This is a genomic window from Pseudomonas sp. (assembly GCF_048265905.1).
Classification (GTDB): domain Bacteria; phylum Pseudomonadota; class Gammaproteobacteria; order Pseudomonadales; family Pseudomonadaceae; genus Aquipseudomonas.
The window spans coordinates 188964-211991 of record NZ_JBLXAP010000003.1 but is presented as its reverse complement, the minus strand read 5'-3'; the positions used below and the strand labels follow the sequence as shown (position 1 = coordinate 211991).

Below are 23028 nucleotides of genomic sequence, written 5' to 3'. Positions count from 1 at the left end.
ATGGGAACGCACGAATATCGCTGGCTGGTGAGTACACCTGAAAGCTTCCGTGGCTGGGCCGTCAGCGGCAGTCTGGTGTTGGCCATTATTGCTCTGCTGCACTGGAGTGCCGGAGGCGCGGAACTCAGTTGGGGGGAGTTGGCGGCGGGTTTGCCGCAGATTGGTGATTTCCTCAGCCGTTCGGTGCCGCCTGATCTGGACATCTTGCCGAAGTTGCTCGCCCCGGCGCTTGAGACTGTGCAGATTGCCATCTGGGGCACCTTGCTCGGCATCCTCTTCGCAGTGCCGTTGGCATTCCTTGCTGCACGCAACCTGCACGGAAATCGTTGGCTGTATCAGGGCACTCGGCAGATGCTTAACGTGATCCGTAGCATCAATGAGTTGATTCTCGCGCTGGTGTTCGTCTCAGCGGTCGGCCTTGGTCCCTTTCCGGGCGTGCTGGCCTTGGCTGTACACGGCGTTGGCATGCTCGGAAAGTTCTTTGCCGACAGTATTGAGGAAATTGACCAGGGACCACTCGAAGCCCTTCGTGCCACGGGAGCCCGGCCCTTGCAGGTGATTGTGTTCGGGGTGTTGCCGCAGGTGATTACCGCCTGGATTGCGGTGGTTCTTTATCGGTTCGAGGTCAACCTGCGCTCTGCGACCGTGCTGGGAATGGTCGGCGCTGGTGGCTTGGGTTTTGAACTGGTGAGTAGCCTCAAGCTGTTCAAGTACCAGGAAACCGCAACCTGCATCATCGTCATTACCTTGATGGTAATTGCAGCAGACATGCTTTCAGGTCGTCTACGCAAGGCAATTCAGAACGGCGGCAGGCATTAAATGACTTTCTTTCTGAGCTTTGGTTTGCCCGCAATAGAGCGCACCAACGGGGGAGCAGTGCAATGAGCGACTTCATTGTGACGGGTTCAGCTATAGGTTTGGCCGATCACTACCTCGGATCAATCGATTTGAGCCTGAGCAATTCGGCAACCACTATGGCAGCACGTTCCAAAAACAATAAAAGGAAGTGCCATGCCTGCCCAATTTCATAATCCGGTTGCCACTTATTTTGGCTCTGGCAGCCTGAACCAGATCGCTGCGCTGACTGAAGGCCAGAACGTCGCTCTGGTGACTTTCCCTGAAGCACGTAGCCTGGGCCTGGTCGACAAAATTCAGGCTCTGCTGGGTGATCGGCTGATTTATGTGGTTGAAGATGTTCAGCCAAATCCTGATGTTGCCCAACTGCGCGCCAGCTATGAGCAGTTCTGGCAGCAGGCGGCAGGTTGTGAAGTCGTATTGGCCGTTGGCGGCGGTAGCGCCATCGATACTGCCAAGGCGCTGATTGTCGGCACCGGGTCTGGTCAGTTCGATGAACTGCTGGCGCTGTTGGCGACTGGCAAAGTCTTTACTCCGCCGCGCCACAAAAAACTCATAGCCGTTCCGACCACGGCCGGTACCGGTAGCGAAGTAACGCCTTGGGCAACCATTTGGGACTCAGAACAGCAGAAGAAGTATTCACTGCATTTGCAATGCACCTGGCCAACTGCCGCGATCGTCGACCCAGACTTGATGCTGACGGTCCCGGCTGCTGTGACCGTCTCGACGGGGTTGGATGCGCTGTCTCACGCCTTGGAGTCGATCTGGAATGTAAACGCCAACCCGATTTCCGACACCTTCGCTATCTCCGCCATTGAGGACATTCTCGACTGCCTTCCCCGGTTGCAGCAAAACCTGGCAAGCCGAGAACTGCGCTCGCGCATGGCCTTGGCTGCACTGAAAGCAGGGCTGGCCTTTTCCAATACCAAGACTGCATTGGCGCACTCCATTTCTTACGAGATGACCCTGCGCCACGGCCTGCCTCACGGTATCGCGTGCTCATTCACCCTGCCGTATGTCCTGGGCCTTGCCTGGGGCAAGGATGCTGGGCGGGACCAAACATTGCAGCGCATTTTCGGTATTGATCTGGGGCGAGCCCAGGCCCAACTGCGCGCGTTCCTCCATCGTCTGGATGTGAAAACCGAGTTTGCCGATTACGGCGTGACCGAAGGCGAGGCGCAGCAAATGATTTTCTCCGCCATGCAAGGCGCGCGCGGCAAGAACTTCATCGGTTCGCAAGCGGCCTGAGACGTTGCCATTCTTCCGTGGGTGGCCGTCTGGCCACCTGTTTCCTGTAGCACCGTAAAAGAGTGCCTTCTCTGCTGCCCTGTGGGCGTGGAGAGCAAAACAATAAGGAAAACATCATGAATCGCGCACAATCTTTGCCTGGCATCGCTGTACCAACTGCTCCCTCATTTCGCGCTGCCCAGTGGCGTATGCTGCTGGCGGCAATGCTCTGTTATCTGTTCTTTTATACCGGGCGCCAGACGTTCGGTTTCGCCATCCCCGGTATCCAGGCTGAATTCGGCCTGAGCAAGGAAACGCTGGGCTGGGTATCGGCGGTAATGCTCTGGGCATATGCCATTGGCCAGGCAATCAACGGCAATCTAGCCGATAAGTTCGGTGGCCGCAGAATCATGAGTCTGGGCGCTGTGTTGTCCTGTGCTGCGAATTGGGTAACCAGCTTCGCCAGCGGTATTGCCAGTCTGATTCTGCCATGGGGCATTAACGGCTATTTCCAGGCTCTGGGCTGGGCTCCGGGAAGTCGCTTGCTGTCCAATTGGTGGGGCGCAGGTGAGCGCGGCAAAGTCTACGGCTTCTACGTGTTCGCTGCAGGCTGTGCATCGGTTCTGTCGTATGTGACGTCGGTCGTGGTGCTTGAGGTACTCCAGCTTGAGTGGCGCTGGATCTTTCGTCTGCCCGTGCTGTTGATGTTGGCGGGCGGCATTCTGTTCTACTTTGTTGCGCGGGAACGCCCGCAGGACCTGGGCTTCGAGCCTCTGAACGATACGGGCGTGGCCAATGCCGAAGACAAGCATCGCGAAGCCGCGCTCGGTGAAGATGAGACCTCTGCTCAGCGCTATAAAGCTGTGTTGAAAAACTTTCGCCTAATCATCGCGGCGGTATCCCTAGGTTTTCAAAATGCTGCGCGCTACGGCTTGATCGTGTGGGTGCCGGTGCATTTCCTTGGGGCCGACTGGAAAAGTGGTGATAGCTGGGTCGATCCGAAATGGGTCACCGTAGCTCTGCCGGTCGGCATGGCGGTCGGTGCGCTAAGCAATGGTTGGGTGTCCGATAAGCTATTCGGTTCCAAGCGCTACAAGGCGATCATGCTGTACATGGTGCTTGGCGCTGCAACCAGCGTGTGGATGTGGTCTCTGCCTGCACACAGTACAGTCGGTCTGGTCGCGTTGTTTCTTTGTGGTTTCTTCGTCTACGGCCCGGCTTCGAGTTTCTGGGCGCTGTGCCCTGATCTGGTTGGGGCCAAGCGTGCGGGTACTGCAACTGGGGTAATGAACTTTTCATCCTACTTGTTCGCCGGACTGGCCGAGCCGTTTATTGGCGGCATGCTCGACAGCACTGGTAATACCTCGTTGATTTTTGTGGTGGTGGCTGCAGCTTGTATCGGCAGTGCAACGGTCGCCCTGTTTATTCGGCGCTGATCTAGGCTGAGTTTGCACAGACTTCCAGGATTGAGAAGCGTTATGTATCAATACCACAAATGGCTTCGTTCCTTTCACGCGGTGGCGCAGACCGGCAGTTTCACGCTGGCGGCTGAGTACTTGAGTGTCGGTCAACCGACGGTCAGCGAGCAGGTCAGTGCCCTAGAAAACATGTTCTCTGTAGAGCTTTTCCATCGACGTGGGCGCTTTATCGAGGTGAGTGCAGCGGGGCGTCAGTTGTACGCGATTACTCAAGGCTTATTCGGCCAAGAAGATGAAGCGGTGCAGTTGTTGCAGAGTTTCCGGCAGCGCAAAGCCGGGATGCTACGCCTGGGCGCAGTCTCGCCACCTATTGCCATGAATCTCACCTACGAGCTGCTGCAGCAGTACCCGGATGTCGAGTTGGATACTTCGTTTTCGTCTGAACTCGACACCTTGGAGCGGTTGTATAACTTCGATATTGACGTGGCAATTCTGGCGCTTTCGGGCTTTGACCAGCGTTTGCACACGCGTCTGTATCGGCGCTATCCCATCATCGCGGTTGTGCGTGACGATCATCCATGGGTCAGCCAGGAACAGGTTCATATCGAACAGGTCCGTGGTGAACGCTTGGTTCTGCGCGAGCGCAGTTCACGTACCCGACAGTTGGTGGAAGAGGGATGTCGCCGATTTGGCATCGGGCTCGACTGCGTGATGCAGCTTAATAGCCGAGAGGCCATTGTGCATGCCATTGCTCAAGGCATCGGTATCGGCTTCGTCTCGGCGGTGGAGTATGCCGAAACCCCGGGCACCCGTCCTATCACCTTCGTCGATCACCCACTGTATATCGATTACCACCTGTGTTGCCTGGCTGTGCGCCAGAAGCGGCCGATGATTGCCGAACTTTTCGCAAGTAGCGCTCAGCCGTCAACCTGACTGCAAACGGTTTCAAATACCAGCCCGTTCTTCCTTTGGAAGGCATGGCACATACTCACCCTGTAATTGGAGAAAGACCATGAACTATCAGCAACCAACCAGCCTGCAAGCCATCATCCTCGACTGGGCCGGTACAGTCGTCGACTTTGGTTCCTTCGCCCCCACGCAGATCTTCGTTGAAGCCTTTGCTGAGTTTGGTGTGGAGGTTTCCCTCGCCGAAGCTCGCGGCCCGATGGGCATGGGCAAGTGGGATCACATCCGTACCCTTTGCAATGAGCCGCAAATCGCCGAGCGCTACCGCGCCGCGTTTGGCCGTACGCCAACGGACGATGATGTCACCGCCATTTACGAGCGCTTCATGCCGCTGCAGATCGAAAAAATCGCCGTGCACTCGGCGCTGATTCCTGGCGCATTGGAGACCATCACTGGCCTGCGCAACAAGGGCATGAAGATCGGTTCCTGCTCTGGCTATCCGGAAGTGGTCATGGAGAAGGTCGTGCAGCTGGCCGAGCGTAATGGCTATGTTGCCGACCATGTGGTTGCCACCGATGAAGTGCCAAATGGCCGGCCTTATCCCGCACAGTCGCTGGCCAATGTGATCGCTTTGGGCATCAGTGATGTCGCGGCCTGCGTAAAGGTTGACGACACCTGGCCGGGCATTCTCGAAGGCCGCAGCGCAGGGATGTGGACCGTCGCGCTAACCTGTTCGGGCAACGCCTTGGGCCTGACGTACGACGAGTTCAAGGACTTGCCAGAAGCCAAACTCAAGCAGGAGCGCGCGCGTATCGCCTTGATGTTCGAAGGTTCGCGTCCGCACTACATGATCGACACCATCAATGATCTGCCGGCGGTGATCGAGGAGATAAACGCTCGCCTCAAGCGCGGTGAAACCCCTCAAGGCGCTTGATCCTGAACCAGGCCAGAGCGGCCAAAGGGGCGCTCTGGCAGCCTGTTTTGTTGCTCTGCCCGGCGCGGCTGTTGGCCCTAAAAGGCCGGTCGCCCAGCGCCCTATCGATATGAGAGGCCATGCCCATGATTTACGCCAAACCCGGTACGCCAGGTGCCGTTATCAATCTCAAGCCACGTTATGGCAATTTTATCGGTGGCGAGTTTGTTGCCCCAATCAATGGCACCTACTTCACCAACACCAGTCCGGTCGACGCCTCGGTGATCGGCGAGTTTCCTCGTTCCTCCAGTGCAGATATCGAACAGGCCCTCGATGCCGCCCACGCGGCTGCCGATGCCTGGGGCAAGACTTCGGTTCAGGCGCGCTCGCTGATTCTGCTGAAAATTGCCGACCGTATCGAAGCCAACCTGGAACAATTGGCGGTGGCCGAGACGTGGGACAACGGCAAAGCCGTGCGCGAAACATTGAACGCCGACGTGCCGCTGGCCGCCGATCATTTTCGTTACTACGCTGGCTGCATCCGCGCCCAAGAAGGCAGTGCCGCTGAGATAGACGAGCATACGGCGGCGTATCATTTCCACGAACCTTTGGGTGTGGTTGGGCAGATCATCCCATGGAACTTCCCGCTACTGATGGCGGCCTGGAAACTTGCGCCGGCCCTGGCCGCGGGTAACTGTGTGGTACTCAAGCCCGCCGAGCAGACGCCGCTGTCCATTACCCTGTTCGTCGAGCTGATTGGCGACCTGCTGCCGGCTGGCGTGCTGAATATTGTCCAGGGCTTTGGTCGCGAAGCCGGTGAGGCGCTGGCCACCAGCAAGCGCATCGCAAAGATTGCGTTCACCGGCTCCACTCCGGTGGGTTCGCACATTCTTAAATGCGCCGCAGAGAACATCATTCCCTCGACTGTGGAGCTGGGCGGCAAGTCGCCGAATATCTTCTTTGAAGACATCATGAATGCTGAGCCGGCCTTTATCGAAAAGGCCGCTGAAGGGCTGGTGCTGGCGTTCTTCAACCAGGGCGAAGTCTGTACCTGCCCATCGCGGGCGCTGGTGCAGGAGTCGATCTACCCGGCGTTCATGGCCGAAGTGATGAAGAAGATCAAACAGATCAAGCGCGGCAATCCGCTGGACACCGACACCATGGTCGGTGCACAGGCCTCGGAGCAGCAATACGACAAGATTCTCAGCTATTTGGAGATTGCTCAGCAGGAAGGCGCCGAGTTGTTGACCGGCGGCGCGGTTGAACGCCTTGATGGCGATCTGGCTAGCGGCTATTACATTCAACCGACGCTGCTCAAAGGCAGTAACTCGATGCGTGTATTCCAAGAGGAAATCTTCGGGCCAGTAGTGGGCGTGACTACCTTCAAGGACGAAGCTGAAGCCTTGGCGATCGCCAACGATACCGAGTTTGGCCTGGGAGCAGGTGTCTGGACCCGGGATATCAATCGCGCCTACCGCATGGGTCGTGGGATCAAGGCGGGACGGGTGTGGACCAACTGTTATCACCTGTATCCGGCGCACGCAGCCTTCGGTGGCTACAAGAAGTCTGGCGTCGGCCGTGAAACCCACAAGATGATGCTCGATCACTACCAGCAGACCAAGAACCTGCTGATCAGCTATGACATAAATCCGCTCGGGTTTTTCTGATCGGTTGCACAAAAACAGTGCATCGCTCGACCGAAGCCAGCCCAACACAAGTGTTGGGCTGGCTATATAAAATTTCTGGGTACAGTTTCCCTGTGTAGCAAATGCTGGCCGCATTGTTGATCCTGTGTTGGATCTAGTATGCATTGGTTGGGGCTCCCAAGATTAGGTCAAAGGCCAATAACCCTCATCCAGCTCTTGCGTCTGCTGAGTTGGTGCACCTCACATTGCAACTGGAGAAAGACCATGAACTACCAGCAACCAACCTGTCTGCAAGCCGCGATTCTTGATTGGGCCGGTACCGTTGTCGACTTTGGCTCCTTTGCGCCAACACAGATATTCGTTGAAGCCTTCGCCGAGTTCGACGTGCAGGTTTCCCTTGAGGAAGCTCGTGGCCCGATGGGCATGGGCAAGTGGGATCACATCCGCACCTTATGCAATATTCCGGATATTGCCGAGCGCTACCGCGCTGCATTTGGTCGCACGCCGACAGATGCTGATGTCACTGCCATTTACGAGCGTTTTATGCCCTTGCAGATAGAAAAGATCGCCGAACATTCAGCGCTGATCCCCGGTGCGCTGGAGGCTATTGCCTCGCTGCGTGACAAGGGGCTGAAAATCGGCACCTGTTCCGGGTATCCGGCGGTGGTCATGGCGCGGGTGGTTGAGTTGGCGCGTGCCAACGGCTATGTGCCGGATCATGTGGTCGCAACCGATGAGGTGCCTAACGGCCGTCCGCATCCTGCGCAGTCGCTGGCCAACGTCATCGCTCTGGGTATCAGTGATGTCGCTGCATGCGTAAAAATTGACGACACCTGGCCAGGCATTCTCGAAGGCCGTAGCGCGGGTATGTGGACGGTTGCGCTGACTTGCTCGGGCAATGCACTGGGCCTGACTTATGAACAGTTCAAGGCATTGCCGGAAGACAAACTCAAGCAGGAGCGTGCACGTATCGGCCAGATGTTCGAAGGTTCGCGCCCGCATTATTTGATCGACACCATCGCCGAGCTGCCTGCGGTGATCGATGACATCAACGCCCGACTGGCTCGCGGTGAGACGCCGCAAAACCGCTGAGGCGAGCTTGGGCTTTTGCCAACGGACAAGCCTGCAAAACGTCCACAAAGCACAACACCGGCGCAAGGCCGGTGTTGGGTAAAGCAGCGGTAGCGCAGTTAGAAGCGGTACTTCGCCGAAGCGGTAAAGCTACGTGGCGCACCGTAAGTCAGGGCGCCGTAGGCATCAAAAATATCGAAGTACTTTTCATCGGTGATGTTGTCGGCATTCAACTGGGCCGACAGGTTCTCGGTGAACTCGTAACGCGCCATCAGGTTGACCAGCGCATAGGCATCCTGCTCGATCTTCTCGGAATTGCCCGCCGGATTGGTGGCGTAGGTGTAGATGCTGTCCTGCCAGTTAACGCCGCCGCCGATGGTCAACTTGTTGAACATGCCGGGCAGGCGGTAAGTGGTGAAGGTACGCAGCAGTTTGGTTGGGTACAGCGTGTTGACGTCATTGTCATCGGCATCTTCAGCGGTGAACTGGGTGTAACCGATCGAGGCGTTCCAGTCCGTGGCCAACTCGCCCGACACTTCCAGTTCGAAGCCTTTGCTGGTCGCACCTTCACTCGCCTCATAAGCGTAACCGCCAATCGGGTTCGTCGGGTCGATCAATTGGCCGGTGCTTTGGCCGAGGTTGTCTTGTTTAATCTGGAATACCGCCGCAGAGGCATTCAAGCGCCCATTGAAAAACTCGCCTTTGAGGCCCAGTTCGCTGCTCTCACCAACAATCGGTTCAAGCTGTTGGCCTCTGCTATCGCGAACGGATTGCGGCAGGAAAATTTCCGTGTAACTGGCATAGGCCGATAGATATTGATTGAGGTCGTAGACGATGCCCGCATAAGGCGTCAGTTCGTGATCGACATCGACCTTACTCACTTCCGAATAGATATCATCGCTGGTCTGCTCGTACCAGCTGTCACGGCCACCCAGAATAAATTTCAGGTCGTCGGTCAGGTTTAGGCGTGTTGCCGCATACAAACCCTTTTGCCGGGTTTCGCTGTAGCCATAGTCGCTGCGCGGTGCCCAGACGGGTTCTGGGAAATCACCGTTGTAGGCGTCGAAGTTTGGTACCCCGCCAAAGCCGGTTTGGGCAACCAGTGCGTCGGCATCGAACTCTTGTTTACTGTCGATGTAGCCAAAGGCCAGGTCGTGCTTACGACCCAATAGCGAGAATGGGCCATCGAAGCGGATGCTGTAGTCGTCCTGGGTTGTCTCGGTTTTATAGGTCGCCGGGAACGAGGACATTGGGCTGCTGCCGTTGCGGCCCGGGTTGCCGGATAGATACAGCAGGGCGGAGTCGCCATTGCGCTCGCCACGGTTGTAGCTGAGGTTGACCTTCCAATCGTTGGCGAAGGTGTGGTCAAGATTGACGAAGTAGGTCTTGTAGGTCGTGTCCCACTTGCTCCAACCCGCAGAGGTCGATTTCGAACGGCTCCAGTTGGTGCGGCTGCCATCGGCGTACCAGACGGGCAGGCCACCCCACATTGGCGAGTCTTCGCTGTTGTCCTGGTTGCTAAGGCCGAACCACAAGGTGGTATCTGGCGTCAGGTCGATGTCCATGGTGCCGTAGACCGTTTCACTGCGCTTCGAGTTACCGTCGATCCAAGTGTCGCCATCGGTGACTTCGCCAACCAGGCGTGCGCGGATGGTGCCAGCCTCATTCAGCGCCGTGGATACATCAGCTTCGGTGCCAAAGGTATCCCATGTACCTGCGCTGAATTTTACCGAGCCTTTCAGGTCACGGCTGCTGGCGCGCTTGCGTACCAGGTTGATAGACGCCGATGGATCGCCCGCACCGGTCATTAAGCCGTTGGCACCGCGCACGATTTCAACGCGGTCATACATCGCCAGGCTGCTGAAAATCTCGCCAGAGCTCCATGGCTGCTCATAAATGGTTGGTACACCATCAATCATCAGCGAGTTGAGTTCAAAACCGCGGGCGTTGAACTGTGCTCGGCTGGTCTCGTAGCGGTTGACCGACACCCCAGTGGCGTTGTTGACCACGTCGAGGATGGTCTCCAAGTCCTGATCTTCAATGCGCTGCTGTGTGACTACGCTGACCGACTGCGGCGTCTCGCGCAGCGACATGCTCAACGGCGTGGCGGTGCGTGCCGCTTCGGTGGTGTAGGAATGAGTGTCCTCAGTGACCGCGCTCGGCTCGGCGGAGCCGGTGATTTCCATTGGCTTCAGGGTCACAGCACTCGCGGCCTCAGTTGACTCTGTTTGCTCCGCAGCCATCACTGATGGCACGGCAAAGGCCGCACCGGCTGCAAGCATATGCACTGCTAGAGCCAAGGGGCGAATAGCTAAAGAGGAGCGCAGGGCAAGTGGGGTTTGTGAACGCAAGTGAAGGAGGGCGGACATGGCGGACTCTGCTGTAATTATAGTGTTAATGCGAATTACTATCATACGCAGTCGTTAAGTATTCTGGAATGACCGAATGGGAATTTATTTTTGTTTTGCGAGAGATTGGCTGCCTCGGGTGTCTCTGCGAAGCGGTCGCTACGAAACGGCTCCATACCTGTTTGCTGGTTTGGCGAGGGCGAAAGGTGTCAGCGCCAGCCGGACAGTTGGTTGAATAAGGCGTGCTGGAAAACCCATGCAGTGGAATCTGTGGGCTGCTAGCGAACTGCAGGGCGCAGTTTTTTTATCCGGTACATCTCGCCATCCGCATGGCTAAGTAGGGTATCGGCATCCTCACCGTCTGCGGGATAGCAGGCTACGCCGATACTGCAGGACGGCATCTTTATCGTCCCAAAGTCAGCGTCCAGCGGCTCGGCCATGATCGCGAGGATATGTTCCACCTTAGCTGCAACAGCTTCTTCAGATTGAATATCCGTTAATAGCACCGTGAACTCGTCACCGCCCATACGAGCGACGGTGTCAGTCTCCCGTACGCTGCTTTTCAATCGCTGAGCAATCAAACGCAGCACGCGATCACCCGCTGCATGCCCATGAGCATCGTTGATGTCTTTGAAGTCATTGATATCTATAAACAGCAACGCCAGAGTGTTCTGGTGGCGGCGGGCTCCACGCAGGGCTGAGCCTAGTCGTTCATTGAACAGCGAGCGGTTGGCCAATTCGGTTAGCGGGTCATGGTGGGCGAGGAAATGTAATTCCGACTCTGCCTGCCGAAGGGCTGTAATGTCCCGCGCCACACCGATTCTTGCACCGACATCCTCGGACCAACAGGCCGCCCAGAGGATGTGTACGACACTTCCATCTTTACGGATATAACGGTTGCGGAAATCGATGTGGGGTTGACCGTTCATGACGCGGGTAATCGAGGCTTTAGTGATCGCCAAATCATCAGGATGCATATAGTTGGTGATCGCGGTGCCGGTCAACTCGTCGGCACGATAGCCGAGCAGGGACTCACAGGCATCGCTGACAAATACAATCTGATTGTCCCTGTCGACCACAAATACAGTGTCCAGCATCAGGTGGATCAATTTGGGATAGAGCGCTTGCAGGTCAACGGCCATAGTTCAAGAAAGTCTGCTTTATGTCGCTTAATCATAACTCGAATGCGAAGCGAGACGCAGAGATGAATGCAGGCGTTTAGCTATCAGTTTGCAGTTCGCTCCGACAGTATCAGGTGCTCCCCGGTGTACCAATTTGACCAATTGATATAAAAGAAAAATCTTAACTAGCTCGGCTGCCGCTGAGCCAAGACTTTAAGGCAGACATGCCATCTGCTAGATGACTGCAAATATTCAGTCTCGGCAATAGCCTTCGCCTGGCTTCACGATCAAGCAGTTGTGCTTGTCCACCAGCCATTTCAAACCAGTGGCTTGGCCGTCTCCAGTACGTAGTAATTGAGGGCCATCTGGGCGATTAAAACTGATGCCATCGTCTGTTGCTTTGCCTTTATAGGTGCCGCTTTGGTCCGCATCGAGACCATATTGCATCTTCAGCAAATAGTGGCCGGGACCAGCCGCTGCATCCTTGCTCAGGGTCAAATTGAGGCCTTCGACGCCTACCCATTTACCGACCCACTGATCGGTAGTCTGCTGAATTGAAGCTACGTGAGGGGCGGGCGTTGAACGATTGTTGTCTTGAGCGCAGGCGCTGAGCAGAGTGCCTAAACTGAGTATCAAGGCTGCTTTGAGCATGGACCGTTCTCCAGCGAGGTAAAGATGGTTGCTGTTGAGTAATTGTCTTGGTTATTGGTTACAAAACCACAATTTTAGAGGAGGTGCTTGTGGAGTCGTTCAATGCCGGTTGCGTGTGTGGCAATCTTCGAATCGTAGCAGTGGGGCAGCCATACCGAGTGGGTATTTGCCATTGCCTGGATTGCCGCAAGCATCACGGCGCGCTGTTCCACGCCTCGGCGATATTTCCTGAAGATGCCGTAACCATCACTGGTGAGAGCGGTGAATACCAAGGTCGGTATTTCTGTCCCCGCTGTGGCTCATTGGTATTTTCCCGCAGCGATGACGAGGTTGAACTGAACCTGGGCTCGCTGGATGAGCCTGATCAACTGCGGCCAACCTATGAATTGTGGATGCTTCGACGTGAGTCGTGGCTGCCGCCATTCCCACTGGCACGCCGCTACCTGCGTGATCGTGATGGAGGAGGGCGCTTCGAATAAAACAAGGGCCGGTTCGATGCGCCTGTACCGCTGTGCAGAACCACTTGAAGCAATTCGTTTGGCGGTTTAAATGGGCGTTATCTAGTCAGCAGGTATTCGAGCGGCAGAAACATAACCATCCTGAAATACTGACAGCCATACAACGAGCAGCTCGCGCGGTCCTTCTACCTTGTAGCAGCACATTTTGCACGATATGAATCTGCTGGACTGGGGAGCAGGAGGTTATGGTGTGGACTTCCTTTACGCCCCGTATCTGCAGATGGCTGATTTTATGTCGAGCTGTAAAGGCAAAGTGATTGTCAGCATTAACGATCCGCGGGGTATTCAGCAATAACGTGTTCGGCCCCAGCGGGTGTCAAACCTATAACTTCGTAAGCCTGCTGCTTCCCACCCACTTCCATTCCTGGCGATCCGGCGGGCATTCCCGGTACGGATATCCCCACTAAATCATCTCGGTTCGCCAGTTTAAATACTTGTTCGGCGGGCACGTGGCCTTCGACAAATTTGCCGTTGATCACTCCAGTGTGACATGCCGATAAGCGCGGCGGCACTCCTAGCTGTTGTTTGACGGCGCTCATGTTTTTTTCGACATGATCAACCACCGTAAAACCGTTAGCTTCGAGATGTGCTATCCATTTTTTACAGCAACCGCAGTTTGCATCGCGATGCACATCGATGGTTAAAGCATCACTGGCCTGAGCAATCGATGACATCAGCACCGCAGCCAATATCAACACGCTTGGACCTTTACGATTAACCTTCATGTTTGTGCTCCTTGCCGTTGGCATGTGTATGAGTTTTTGGGTTTGGCGCTGGTGTTACAGGTTCGCCGCTGGAATCGCTGACATGGTGACTTTCAGTGGCTGGTTCAGCATCACCCGCAGCATGCTGTTCACTGGAATCTCCATGTGGACTTTCATGATTATACGTCTTGGTCTCGCCGCCGCCATGCTGGTGGCCGTCACTCGATGCTACCAAGGCTTGGTACTGAGTTTTATCCATTTCTGGAAGTTGCTGTAAAAACGCGACCATACTCCAGATGTACGGGTCAGCCATGCTTTTACCCCAAGCTGGCATGCCGGTAGCTTTTATCCCGTGCTTGATAACCCAGAATGCTGCAGGGGCTTTCCCTATACCTGTTTTAGCGAGATTTGGGGGAGCCGGATACAGTGCCTGACTGAGTTCTGTTTCTTTTATACCTGGCGCCAAGTGGCAGCTAATACACATAGAGTTGTAGTTGCCCGCACCGGCCTTGATCATTGCTTGGTCATCAAGGTTGGGAACCTCGATATCCTTGGCTCGAACTTCGATAGAGCGATCACGTGCCATGGTTAAAAACGAATAAACAATTTTAGAGTGAGGGTCGTCAGCCGCTACGTTAATAATGCCGAAGTAGGCAACAGCAGAGGCAGTAATACCTGTAGCAATGCTTGCTGTAATAAGTGTTTGAATTGTTTTTTTCATGTTCGTCTCTTAGAACCACATTCGAATACCCGCAACGAAGCGGGTCTCATCAACGTCACCGCCTTCAGCGCGCGCATAGTCGGATGTATTACCGTATGTGCGGTTCCAAGAAACACCGATGTAAGGAGCGAACTGACGAACGAGTTCATAACGCAAACGCAGCCCTACTTCGGTATTGGAAAGCCCTGAGCCAGCACCACGCTCTGGGTCGTTCTTGCCGTAGAAGTTGATCTCAGCAGTAGGCTGAAGAATTAAGCGATTGGTCAGTAATATGTCGTAATCGCCTTCGAGTCTGGCAGCTGTTTGTCCGCCCTCACCAATGTAGGCTGTCGCTTCAGCTTCAAAAGCGTAGAGCGCCATACCTTGAATACCCAGCGCGCCCCAAGTTTGAGGATCTCCCGGTTCAAAGTCTTGACGAACGCCTGCAACTACATCCCACCACGGACCAATCGAGTGCCCGAACAAGGCCTGTACTTCGGCTTCTTCAGTCACACCATTGGTGCGCTCACCCTCGGAGCGAAGCCACAGCCGATTGATATCACCGCCAATCCAACCAGATGCATCCCATGACAAGGTACTGCCGTCGTCCGCATCTTGATATTCGAACTGGTCAAGCAGAAAAAAACTATTAACCCCGCTCTCATGCATATCGCTGTGATCTGGCAATCCTGAAAAAGCTGCTCTTCTATCAGCATTTGTCAACTCAGGGATTGGCGTCCTGCTTGTGTTTGTTGGTGTGACCGCCTGAGCATGATGCATTTTGCTGTGGTCCATGGCGGGCATCGAATCATGGCCCATCGCTGCATGCTGGTTTGGAGTGCCAATTGCCACCTCATCAGCAAGCACGATATGGGGGGCGAACACAGCACTCAGCCCAAAAGAAACAGCGGCACCAATAAGAGTTTTACGTAGCATTGAAAGACTCATCTATTAAATCCTCTGCTCTTCCACACGTACTTCGCGGAACATGCCCATGTCCATATGTAGCAACAGATGGCAGTGATAAGCCCAACGCCCTAGCGCATCTGCTGTCACGCGGTAGCTGCGCTTGGTTCCAGGTGGCATATCTATCGTGTGCTTGCGAACTTTGAAGTTACCGTTCTCATCCTCTAGATCGCTCCACATGCCGTGAAGATGGATGGGGTGCGTCATCATGGTGTCGTTGACCAAGGTGATTCTGACGCGCTCGCCGTATTTCAGGCGCACAGGCTCGGCGTCCGCAAACGGAATGCCATCGAGTGACCAAGAAAACTTCTCCATGTGCCCGGTGAGGTGCAATTCAATAGTTCGGCTTGGTTCGCGACCATCAGGGTCTTCAAACGTGCTTTTTAAGTCGGCGTAAGTGAGCACTCGACGCCCGTTATCGCGCAAGCCAATGCCTGGATCGTCCAACTTAGGGGTTGGCATCATGGTTTGCATATCAACTAGCGGATTATCTTTCTCGGATGCCGGATGAGTCTGCATACCCTCGCTCATACCACTCATCGCTGAGTGATCCATGCCTGCCATTTTGCTATGGTCCATGGTGCTCATGTCTCCTTGCATGCTGCTGTGATCCATGCCCTCCATGTCACTCTTACCAGCCATGCTGCCCATGTTTCCATGGTCCATGCCCATATCGCTCATGGAAATCAAAGGTCGAGGGTCTGTCTCAGGTACGGATGCACTCAAGCCTTCGCGAACAGCCAAGGTGCCCCGCGCATAACCGGTGCGATCCATAGATTGAGCAAAGATGGTGTAGGCCTCTCGATCAGTGACCTCAACAATTACGTCATAGGTTTCAGCGACTGCAACGCGCAGTTCGTCGACGCTAACTGGTTGAATATGCTGACCATCGGATGCAACAACGGTCATTTTCAAACCCGGAATTCGCACGTCGAAATAGCTCATTGCTGAGCCATTGATAAAGCGCAGGCGAATTTTCTCGCCCGGTTTGAAAATTCCAGTCCAGTTGCCATCAGGGGCGTAGCCATTCATTAAATAGGTGTAAGTAAACGCGCTGACGTCAGCAAGATCGGTAGGGCTCATCTTCATTTCGGCCCACATTTTTCGATCTGCAAGCGTTGCCGACCAGCCTTTCTCGCTGACGTCATTGATGAAATCACCAACTGTACGTTTGTGGTAGTTGTAGTAATCGGATTGTTTTTTCAGCTTGCTCAGGACTGTCGCCGGGTTTTCATCGGTCCAGTCGGTAAGCATCACCACATAGTCGCGGTCATAGGCGAAAGGCTCTGGTTCCTTGGCATCGATAACCAATGGACCATACACGCCAACTTGTTCCTGTAGTCCGGAGTGGCTGTGATACCAATAGGTACCGTTTTGATTGAGCTTGAACTTGTATTCGTACATGCCATCGGCGGCAATACCGGCAAAGCTTAAACCGGGTACGCCATCCATGTTCGCTGGCAAGATGATGCCGTGCCAGTGAATGGAGGTGTCTTCTTTGAGGCGATTTTTAACTCTCAGTGTAACCGTGTCGCCTTCGCGCCAACGTAAAACGGGTCCCGGCATTGAGCCGTTAATTGTCTTGGCGAGACGTGCCTTGCCCGTGATATTGACGGGGGTCTCCCCAATAAATAAATCAAACTCAGTGCCAGTAAGTACTTGAGGCTGACCTGGGCTGGTAACTGCCCAAACCGGCGTGCGCCACAAGCCTAGACCTCCGATAATACCGGCGGAGGCCAAGCCTTTAACAAAGGTTCGTCTTGAGGTTTTACACTGCATATTAATAAGTCCGTTTAACTTGGTAATGCCGCTGCCGAACACGTCAGCCGCGTGCGTTGATCAGATCCACTCAATTTAATTACGACGATTATGCGCACGTGCTGCGACCACTGTTTGCTACGTTCCGGTGAGAGGCTGACACTTACAAAGTGCCATATTTCAAGCGGTCACTTGATTACATTTATGTCAGCTTTAAAACGGATTAGCAGTTGGAATGGCTGTGCTTCTGATCTGTCGTTGTAATCGTTGTTTTTTGCTGTTGCTGGCTGGCTAGTTGAAAGGATTGGGTACTACGCTCACTTGCTGCTTGCATCCGTACAAAAGTACGATCCCCGCCACCTTCAGCCATTGCCAAGGATGGGGTGATTAGGACGGCTGTGATCAATAAAGCGTTGAGTATTTTCATTTAAATTACCTCGGTTGATTACGTAATGAGCCTATTTAATTTTATGCTCTGAGCGGTTAGTTCGATGTCACTTTAACGCTCACGGCCTGTCAAAAAACTGATCTCAAAATTACAGTTTTGTCAGGTTGCTGCATGTTATTTGTTAGAATGCTTAGCCTTGATTTACCGTCTGTCAATGCCATTGATAGACGCCTTTGTCACATCATTAATTAATTCACTTGATAACAAATAAGCCCCGAGCAATTGTCGTGATATCGAAGATATAAAATGATCGATAAAGCATCTGAAAGACTAAAATTTTAATGTGGCAATCAAAACTAAATGCAATTAGTTTAGTATCTGAACTCTTTGATTGTGAGCAGGCAGTGGGCCGCTTTCAAATAACTGTCAGTGCACTGTTAGACAATTAAAGTTGGTGTTCATGCACTTCGTTTTGGTTCAGGGTGCTTTCAACAGATGCAGGTTCTTCCTCGCTCAACATGAGCGTATGTGTTCTGATTCGCTCCGTGAAAAGTCTGCATTATTTCTTTAATGCAGCGGTTATGACCCATGTCGTTATCTGAAAATCTACTCTGTTGCAGTCCACATGCTTAGCGTCGGTTGATGCAGCACAAACAGTGTCAACCTTCTCACCGCGGTAAGGTCAAGTGTCGGGCTTCAGTTGTGTGATTTTATTTAAGTACGGCTCCACAGTGGTTTGCGTCGGTTGACACTAACCACTGCGTTAAACTGCGCTAGCAGAAAATTTTTTAATAGCATTGGGCGTCTCCGAGAATTTAATAATGACCGGTATGGTCAGTTGGGTGTTGCTTGCCAGCAGGCGCAGGGTAGCGAAATTACATTTTTGTAAGCTTATGGTTAACAGATAGGTTTGGTTGCACACTAATAGCCCACCGTCACTGGACTCCCTCTATGAAGCTTCTAGTCGCAGAAGATGAACCCAAAGTAGGAATGTACCTTCAACAAGGCCTCTCTGAAGCCGGGTTTAACGTGACACGGGTAATGACCGGCACTGATGCGCTGCAGACTGCATTAAGCGAGCCTTTCGAGTTGCTGATTCTCGATGTGATGATGCCCGGTATGGACGGCTGGGAGGTGTTGCGTAGACTCCGTGCAGTGGATAACGCTGTTCCTGTGCTGTTTCTCACCGCAAGAGATGGTGTCGATGATCGCGTGAAGGGCTTAGAGCTCGGAGCTGATGATTATTTGATTAAACCGTTTGCCTTCACTGAATTGCTAGCACGGGTCAGAACATTGTTACGTCGTGGTAACAGTTCGCCGATACTCACCAGCCTGAATATCGCCGACTTGCAAGTCGATCTGATGAAGCGTCGAGCGTTACGCGGTGGCACACGAATTGATCTCACCGCTAAAGAGTTTGCGCTGCTCGAATTGCTCATGAGGCGCCGAGGCGAAATTTTATCGAAGGCACTTATTGCCTCGCAAGTTTGGGATATGAATTTTGATAGCGACACCAATGTAATCGAAGTTGCTATTCGCCGATTGCGCGCGAAGATTGACGATGACTTTGAACCGAAGCTGATTCATACCGCCCGCGGCATGGGTTATATGCTTGACGCTCCAGATACACCATGAAGCGATACTCACTCACTGCTCGCATGAGCATGATGTTCATGCTCGGGGTTATCACCGTTCTAATTGCAGCGGGCTTAAGCTTTCATGCGCTAGCCAAGCACCATTTTAAAATGCTTGATCAGCAGATCCTAGATGAAAAAATCGCCTCTGCTCAGCATATTTTGAATGGCATTCAAAGTAATCAGCAATTTATCAGTGCTAAACCACAATTGAATGCACTACTGGGGGCGCACGAAGATCTCGCGGCTTTTATCTTCGATCACGACGGGAAGGTGATTTTCTCTGCGCCTAAGTCATTCATACTCCCAGTAGAATATCAGGACCCACCAAGTCAAAGCATGTTTGAGTGGGCAGAGGATGGACGCCTTTATAGAGGCCTATCGGCTGATATCCCTGTGGAGATCCAGTCCATTGCACAAACGGTGCTATTGGTTATTGATGTCACGACCCACCAAAATTTTTTTGAAATGTTGCAGCGCTGGTTCTGGCTAGGCTTGGTGCTTAGTGCTTTGATGAGCGCTGTGCTCGGCTATTTGGTGGCCCGCAGTGGCCTAGAACCACTGCGCCAAGTAACGCAAACAGCCAGAGCAATGTCAGCACGCTCACTGAATGATCGAATCCCGCTGGAGCCTGTGCCGCAAGAGCTGCAGGAATTGGTGAGCTCATTCAATGAAATGCTTTCGCGTCTTGATGATGCATTCACTCGGTTGTCCAACTTTTCCGCAGACATCGCTCATGAACTGAGAACTCCTGTCAGCAACCTAGTCACCCATACCGAGGTGGTTCTGAGCCAGCAACGAAACATTGAGTCATATCAGGAGAATTTGTACTCGAACCTTGAAGACCTAAACAAGATGTCGCGAATGATTGACGACATGCTATTTTTGGCTAAATCGGACAATGGCCTGATCATCCCTAAGCAGGAAACCATTGAGCTGAATGGATTGGTCGGTAAGCTGCTTGAGTACTACAGCTTACTTGCCGATGAGCTGGGTATTCAGCTTCATCTGACAGGCAATGGCTATGTATTAGGCGACAGGCTTATGCTAGATCGGGCCATCTCAAACCTGCTTTCTAATGCGCTGCGTTACACCCCTCCAGGCAAAGTTATCTCCATAGTGATTAAGTCAGCCGCACGTGCTGTCACGCTTACGGTCGCAAACCCTGGCGAGGCTATCAATCCAGATTACTTGGATAAACTGTTCGACCGTTTTTTTCGTGCGGATCCGGCGCGCCGAGAGGGCGGGCCGAGCAACGCAGGTTTAGGTTTAGCGATAACGCGGTCGGTTGTTGAGGCGCACAAGGGCAAAATTTGGTGCAGCTCTAAGCAGGGGCTAACTAGTTTTTTCATGGAGTTCCCAATTCCTGATTAGCACGCTTTAGCCAAGGTTGGGTGTGTAATCGAACAGCGAAGTGCGTGGGGTGACACAAGCTCCGTAGATGAAAAAAAGGCTGGTCTAAGTGTTTGAAAAACTTGTTTAAGGCTCGAACCATTACTCCGCGCTGTCGGTAATACTGAGATAGTTCGGTACGAAAGGCGATGCTTGTCTAGCTGCGGATGTATGTCTAGCTTGGACTCAGCTTTTTCAGGTGCCAACAAGCGCTGTAGTAATTGGTTGCTCGCTATCGTGTCGAAGCAAGGCGGGGGGCTCGATGATCCACTCAGAGTGTGTTGTCAGGTTGCAGTTGGGGCGTTGCGTCTGACGACAGTTTTTCAAAAAGCTGTTACGCCACTTTTACTTCATCCATAAAAAAAGGCCTTGATAATCAAGGCCTTTCTTCGAGTTTGTGGTGCCCCGGGGGAGACTCGAACTCCCACTTCTTTCGAAAACGGATTTTGAATCCGCCGCGTCTACCGATTCCGCCACCGGGGCACAATGGCGGCGAAGTATAGGGACGAGTTTCGAGTTGGTCAATGCTCTTTCGTGGTCATTTTTAATATTTTCCGCTAAACTTTGCCGCCCTGCTAGTTGACCCTTCTGTCATGCGTGTTGCCGATTTTCATTTTGATCTACCTGAAGCCCTGATTGCTCGTCATCCATTGACCGAGCGGTGCGCAAGTCGCCTGCTCACTGTTGATGGGCCGAGCGGTGCATTGGGCCATCGCCAATTCAGCGACTTGCTTGAGTTTCTGCGTCCGGGCGACCTTATGGTGTTTAACAACACGCGGGTAATTCCTGCGCGTTTGTTTGGGCAGAAGGCGTCGGGCGGCAAACTTGAGGTGTTGGTTGAACGTGTGCTCGACACGCATCGTGTGTTGGCGCATGTACGTTCAAGCAAATCGCCAAAGCCGGGGTCGCAGATTTTGCTTGAGGGCGGTGGCGAGGCCGAAATGGTTGCCCGTCACGATGCATTGTTCGAGTTGCGTTTTGCAGAGGAAGTGCTGCCTTTGCTGGAACGGGTCGGCCATATGCCGCTGCCGCCTTATATTGATCGCCCAGACGACGAAGCCGATCGTGAGCGTTATCAGACGGTCTATGCGCAGCGCGCTGGCGCGGTGGCGGCGCCAACGGCGGGGCTACATTTCGATCAGGAATTGATGGCGGCCATTGCTGATAAAGGCGTTGAGTCTGCCTTTGTCACGCTGCATGTCGGTGCTGGGACCTTTCAGCCGGTGCGCGTTGAGCGTATTGAAGAACACCACATGCACAGCGAGTGGCTTGAGGTTGGTCAGGACGTAGTTGATGCAGTGGCCGCGTGTCGTGCGCGAGGCGGGCGGGTGATTGCGGTTGGCACCACCAGCGTGCGTTCGCTGGAGACGGCTGCGCGCGATGGTGAACTCAAGCCATTTAGTGGCGATACAGATATTTTTATTTACCCAGGCCGGCCCTTTCATGTGGTTGATGCCTTGGTAACCAATTTTCACTTGCCTGAGTCGACCTTGCTGATGCTGGTGTCGGCGTTTGCAGGTTATCCGGAAACCATGGCGGCTTATCAGAGTGCTGTTGCCGAGGGTTACCGCTTTTTTAGTTATGGTGATGCGATGTTTATCACCCGTAATCCCGCGGCGCGCGGGCCTGAGGATCACGTATGACGCGTACTTGCCGTATGTCTTTCGAGTTACTGGCGACCGAAGGAAAGGCCCGGCGTGGGCGGCTGACATTTCCTCGCGGCGTGGTTGAGACGCCTGCTTTTATGCCGGTCGGTACTTACGGCACCGTCAAAGGAATGTTGCCGCGCGATATCGAAGCGATTGGCGCGCAGATGATTCTGGGGAATACCTTTCACCTGTGGCTGCGCCCGGGCACCAAGGTAATCAAGGAACACGGTGACCTGCATGACTTTATGCAGTGGAAAGGTCCGATCCTCACAGACTCCGGCGGCTTTCAGGTATTCAGCTTGGGCGCCATGCGCAAAATCAAGGAGGAGGGCGTGACCTTCGCTTCTCCGGTTGATGGTGCAAAGGTTTTCATGGGCCCGGAAGAGTCGATGCAGGTCCAGCGCGACTTGGGTTCTGATGTGGTCATGATTTTCGACGAGTGCACGCCGTACCCGGCTGAGTTCGATGTCGCCAAGACGTCGATGGAGCTGTCGTTGCGTTGGGCTAAGCGCTCCAAGGTTGCTCATGGCGATAACACTGCCGCGCTGTTTGGCATTGTTCAGGGCGGCATGCATAAAGAGTTGCGTCAGCGCTCGCTCGACGGCCTCAATGAAATTGGTTTTGATGGTTTGGCAATCGGTGGTTTGTCGGTTGGCGAGCCGAAAGAAGAAATGATCAAGGTGCTCGACTATCTGCCAGAAATGATGCCGGCTGAAAAACCGCGTTACTTGATGGGAGTGGGCAAGCCTGAAGATTTGGTCGAAGGTGTGCGCCGTGGCGTGGATATGTTCGATTGCGTAATGCCAACGCGTAACGCGCGTAACGGTCATTTGTTCATCGATACAGGCGTGCTGAAAATCCGTAATGCGGTGCATCGTCACGATGATTCACCTTTGGATGCCAACTGCGATTGCTACACCTGTCAGAATTTTTCCCGTGCGTATCTGCACCATTTAGACAAGTGTGGCGAAATGCTGGGCAGTATGCTCAATACAATCCACAACTTACGTCACTATCAGCGCTTGATGGCTGGTTTGCGCGGTGCTATCCAACAGGGTACATTGGCCGCCTTTGTCGATAGCTTCTACACCCAGCGTGGCTTGCCAACGCCGCCGCTGGACTAAAACTGAGTTTTTTTAAAAAGAACTGTTCCAACAGGAGTG

Annotated in this window: 20 protein-coding genes and 1 tRNA gene; 12 read left to right on the top strand and 9 right to left on the bottom strand. The window is 53.7% G+C overall.

Annotated elements, in window-relative coordinates; genetic code table 11:
- The 7 genes from phnE to phnX (ACN0UH_RS06460) all read left to right on the top strand — a co-directional run bounded on the left by phnE (position 1) and on the right by phnX (ACN0UH_RS06460) (position 8057).
- Positions 1-819 carry a phosphonate ABC transporter, permease protein PhnE gene (gene phnE / locus ACN0UH_RS06490; protein ID WP_417661291.1) on the top strand — a complete coding sequence of 273 codons (819 nt, stop codon included), beginning with the start codon at positions 1-3 and terminating at the stop codon, positions 817-819.
- A gap of 192 nt (positions 820-1011) precedes the next feature.
- Positions 1012-2103, top strand: coding sequence for an iron-containing alcohol dehydrogenase PsrA (gene psrA, locus ACN0UH_RS06485; protein WP_417661290.1), 1092 nt, complete (start codon positions 1012-1014; stop codon positions 2101-2103).
- Between the two features lie 116 nt (positions 2104-2219).
- Positions 2220-3518: an MFS transporter gene (locus ACN0UH_RS06480; protein ID WP_417661289.1), complete on the top strand. Its 1299-nt coding sequence runs from the start codon at positions 2220-2222 to the stop codon at positions 3516-3518.
- Positions 3519-3560: 42 nt separating this feature from the next.
- The gene (locus tag ACN0UH_RS06475) at positions 3561-4433 is read left to right on the top strand and encodes a LysR substrate-binding domain-containing protein (RefSeq protein WP_417661288.1); all 873 of its coding nucleotides are present in this window, start codon (positions 3561-3563) and stop codon (positions 4431-4433) included.
- 79 nt (positions 4434-4512) lie between these two features.
- Positions 4513-5340, top strand: a complete 828-nt coding sequence (gene phnX, locus ACN0UH_RS06470; protein WP_417661287.1) for a phosphonoacetaldehyde hydrolase — start codon at positions 4513-4515, stop codon at positions 5338-5340.
- A 125-nt stretch (positions 5341-5465) separates the two neighbouring features.
- Positions 5466-6986, top strand: coding sequence for an aldehyde dehydrogenase family protein (locus tag ACN0UH_RS06465; protein ID WP_417661454.1), 1521 nt, complete (start codon positions 5466-5468; stop codon positions 6984-6986).
- A gap of 243 nt (positions 6987-7229) precedes the next feature.
- Positions 7230-8057 (top strand): phosphonoacetaldehyde hydrolase, encoded by an 828-nt coding sequence (gene phnX, locus ACN0UH_RS06460; protein ID WP_417661286.1) that lies wholly within the window; start codon positions 7230-7232, stop codon positions 8055-8057.
- A 98-nt stretch (positions 8058-8155) separates the two neighbouring features.
- Here phnX (ACN0UH_RS06460) and ACN0UH_RS06455 read toward each other — a convergent pair whose 3' ends face one another.
- From ACN0UH_RS06455 to ACN0UH_RS06445, 3 genes are all read right to left on the bottom strand, one after another.
- The gene (locus ACN0UH_RS06455; RefSeq protein ID WP_417661285.1) at positions 8156-10405 is read right to left on the bottom strand and encodes a TonB-dependent siderophore receptor; all 2250 of its coding nucleotides are present in this window, start codon (positions 10403-10405) and stop codon (positions 8156-8158) included.
- A gap of 257 nt (positions 10406-10662) precedes the next feature.
- Positions 10663-11526, bottom strand: coding sequence for a diguanylate cyclase domain-containing protein (locus ACN0UH_RS06450; RefSeq protein ID WP_417661284.1), 864 nt, complete (start codon positions 11524-11526; stop codon positions 10663-10665).
- A gap of 231 nt (positions 11527-11757) precedes the next feature.
- Complete coding sequence (locus ACN0UH_RS06445; RefSeq protein ID WP_417661283.1) at positions 11758-12156, bottom strand: hypothetical protein; 399 nt, start codon at positions 12154-12156, stop codon at positions 11758-11760.
- Positions 12157-12245: 89 nt separating this feature from the next.
- Here ACN0UH_RS06445 and ACN0UH_RS06440 point away from each other — a divergent pair, with 89 nt between their 5' ends.
- Positions 12246-12635, top strand: coding sequence for a GFA family protein (locus ACN0UH_RS06440; protein ID WP_417661282.1), 390 nt, complete (start codon positions 12246-12248; stop codon positions 12633-12635).
- A gap of 305 nt (positions 12636-12940) precedes the next feature.
- Here ACN0UH_RS06440 and ACN0UH_RS06435 read toward each other — a convergent pair whose 3' ends face one another.
- From ACN0UH_RS06435 to ACN0UH_RS06415, 5 genes are all read right to left on the bottom strand, one after another.
- On the bottom strand, positions 12941-13348 hold the full coding sequence (locus tag ACN0UH_RS06435) for a DUF411 domain-containing protein (protein WP_417661453.1): 408 nt from the start codon (positions 13346-13348) through the stop codon (positions 12941-12943).
- Positions 13349-13388: 40 nt separating this feature from the next.
- On the bottom strand, positions 13389-14099 hold the full coding sequence (locus ACN0UH_RS06430; protein ID WP_417661281.1) for a c-type cytochrome: 711 nt from the start codon (positions 14097-14099) through the stop codon (positions 13389-13391).
- A gap of 9 nt (positions 14100-14108) precedes the next feature.
- Positions 14109-15026: a copper resistance protein B gene (locus ACN0UH_RS06425; protein WP_417661280.1), complete on the bottom strand. Its 918-nt coding sequence runs from the start codon at positions 15024-15026 to the stop codon at positions 14109-14111.
- A gap of 3 nt (positions 15027-15029) precedes the next feature.
- Positions 15030-16823: a copper resistance system multicopper oxidase gene (locus ACN0UH_RS06420; RefSeq protein WP_417661279.1), complete on the bottom strand. Its 1794-nt coding sequence runs from the start codon at positions 16821-16823 to the stop codon at positions 15030-15032.
- A gap of 202 nt (positions 16824-17025) precedes the next feature.
- The gene (locus ACN0UH_RS06415) at positions 17026-17229 is read right to left on the bottom strand and encodes a co-regulatory protein PtrA N-terminal domain-containing protein (protein ID WP_417661278.1); all 204 of its coding nucleotides are present in this window, start codon (positions 17227-17229) and stop codon (positions 17026-17028) included.
- A gap of 912 nt (positions 17230-18141) precedes the next feature.
- On the opposite strand from ACN0UH_RS06415, the gene ACN0UH_RS06410 reads away from it, so the two are divergent.
- Together ACN0UH_RS06410 and ACN0UH_RS06405 are read left to right on the top strand one after the other, a co-directional pair.
- Positions 18142-18825, top strand: coding sequence for a heavy metal response regulator transcription factor (locus tag ACN0UH_RS06410; protein WP_417661277.1), 684 nt, complete (start codon positions 18142-18144; stop codon positions 18823-18825).
- Positions 18822-20198, top strand: coding sequence for a heavy metal sensor histidine kinase (locus tag ACN0UH_RS06405; protein WP_417661276.1), 1377 nt, complete (start codon positions 18822-18824; stop codon positions 20196-20198). Before ACN0UH_RS06410 ends, ACN0UH_RS06405 begins: the two co-directional genes overlap by 4 nt.
- A 416-nt stretch (positions 20199-20614) precedes the next feature.
- Here ACN0UH_RS06405 and ACN0UH_RS06400 read toward each other — a convergent pair.
- Positions 20615-20699 (bottom strand) — tRNA-Leu (locus ACN0UH_RS06400).
- Positions 20700-20809: 110 nt separating this feature from the next.
- Here ACN0UH_RS06400 and queA point away from each other — a divergent pair.
- Entirely contained in the window at positions 20810-21859 is a 1050-nt protein-coding gene (gene queA / locus ACN0UH_RS06395) for a tRNA preQ1(34) S-adenosylmethionine ribosyltransferase-isomerase QueA (protein ID WP_417661275.1), read from the top strand.
- A 14-nt stretch (positions 21860-21873) separates the two neighbouring features.
- A complete protein-coding gene (gene tgt, locus ACN0UH_RS06390; RefSeq protein ID WP_417661452.1) occupies positions 21874-22989 on the top strand; it encodes a tRNA guanosine(34) transglycosylase Tgt in 1116 nt (371 codons plus the stop codon).
- Positions 22990-23028: the final 39 nt, after the last annotated feature.

Bases quoted from the DNA above. Each gene is read 5' to 3' on its own strand.
- phnE (WP_417661291.1), top strand. From the start codon at position 1: ATGGGAACGCACGAATATCGCTGGCTGGTGAGTACACCTGAAAGCTTC.
- psrA (WP_417661290.1), top strand. From the start codon at position 1,012: ATGCCTGCCCAATTTCATAATCCGGTTGCCACTTATTTTGGCTCTGGC.
- ACN0UH_RS06480 (WP_417661289.1), top strand. From the start codon at position 2,220: ATGAATCGCGCACAATCTTTGCCTGGCATCGCTGTACCAACTGCTCCC.
- ACN0UH_RS06475 (WP_417661288.1), top strand. From the start codon at position 3,561: ATGTATCAATACCACAAATGGCTTCGTTCCTTTCACGCGGTGGCGCAG.
- phnX (WP_417661287.1), top strand. From the start codon at position 4,513: ATGAACTATCAGCAACCAACCAGCCTGCAAGCCATCATCCTCGACTGG.
- ACN0UH_RS06465 (WP_417661454.1), top strand. From the start codon at position 5,466: ATGATTTACGCCAAACCCGGTACGCCAGGTGCCGTTATCAATCTCAAG.
- phnX (WP_417661286.1), top strand. From the start codon at position 7,230: ATGAACTACCAGCAACCAACCTGTCTGCAAGCCGCGATTCTTGATTGG.
- ACN0UH_RS06455 (WP_417661285.1), bottom strand. From the start codon at position 10,405: ATGTCCGCCCTCCTTCACTTGCGTTCACAAACCCCACTTGCCCTGCGC.
- ACN0UH_RS06450 (WP_417661284.1), bottom strand. From the start codon at position 11,526: ATGGCCGTTGACCTGCAAGCGCTCTATCCCAAATTGATCCACCTGATG.
- ACN0UH_RS06445 (WP_417661283.1), bottom strand. From the start codon at position 12,156: ATGCTCAAAGCAGCCTTGATACTCAGTTTAGGCACTCTGCTCAGCGCC.
- ACN0UH_RS06435 (WP_417661453.1), bottom strand. From the start codon at position 13,348: ATGTCATCGATTGCTCAGGCCAGTGATGCTTTAACCATCGATGTGCAT.
- ACN0UH_RS06430 (WP_417661281.1), bottom strand. From the start codon at position 14,099: ATGAAAAAAACAATTCAAACACTTATTACAGCAAGCATTGCTACAGGT.
- ACN0UH_RS06425 (WP_417661280.1), bottom strand. From the start codon at position 15,026: ATGAGTCTTTCAATGCTACGTAAAACTCTTATTGGTGCCGCTGTTTCT.
- ACN0UH_RS06420 (WP_417661279.1), bottom strand. From the start codon at position 16,823: ATGCAGTGTAAAACCTCAAGACGAACCTTTGTTAAAGGCTTGGCCTCC.
- ACN0UH_RS06415 (WP_417661278.1), bottom strand. From the start codon at position 17,229: ATGAAAATACTCAACGCTTTATTGATCACAGCCGTCCTAATCACCCCA.
- ACN0UH_RS06410 (WP_417661277.1), top strand. From the start codon at position 18,142: ATGAAGCTTCTAGTCGCAGAAGATGAACCCAAAGTAGGAATGTACCTT.
- ACN0UH_RS06405 (WP_417661276.1), top strand. From the start codon at position 18,822: ATGAAGCGATACTCACTCACTGCTCGCATGAGCATGATGTTCATGCTC.
- queA (WP_417661275.1), top strand. From the start codon at position 20,810: ATGCGTGTTGCCGATTTTCATTTTGATCTACCTGAAGCCCTGATTGCT.
- tgt (WP_417661452.1), top strand. From the start codon at position 21,874: ATGTCTTTCGAGTTACTGGCGACCGAAGGAAAGGCCCGGCGTGGGCGG.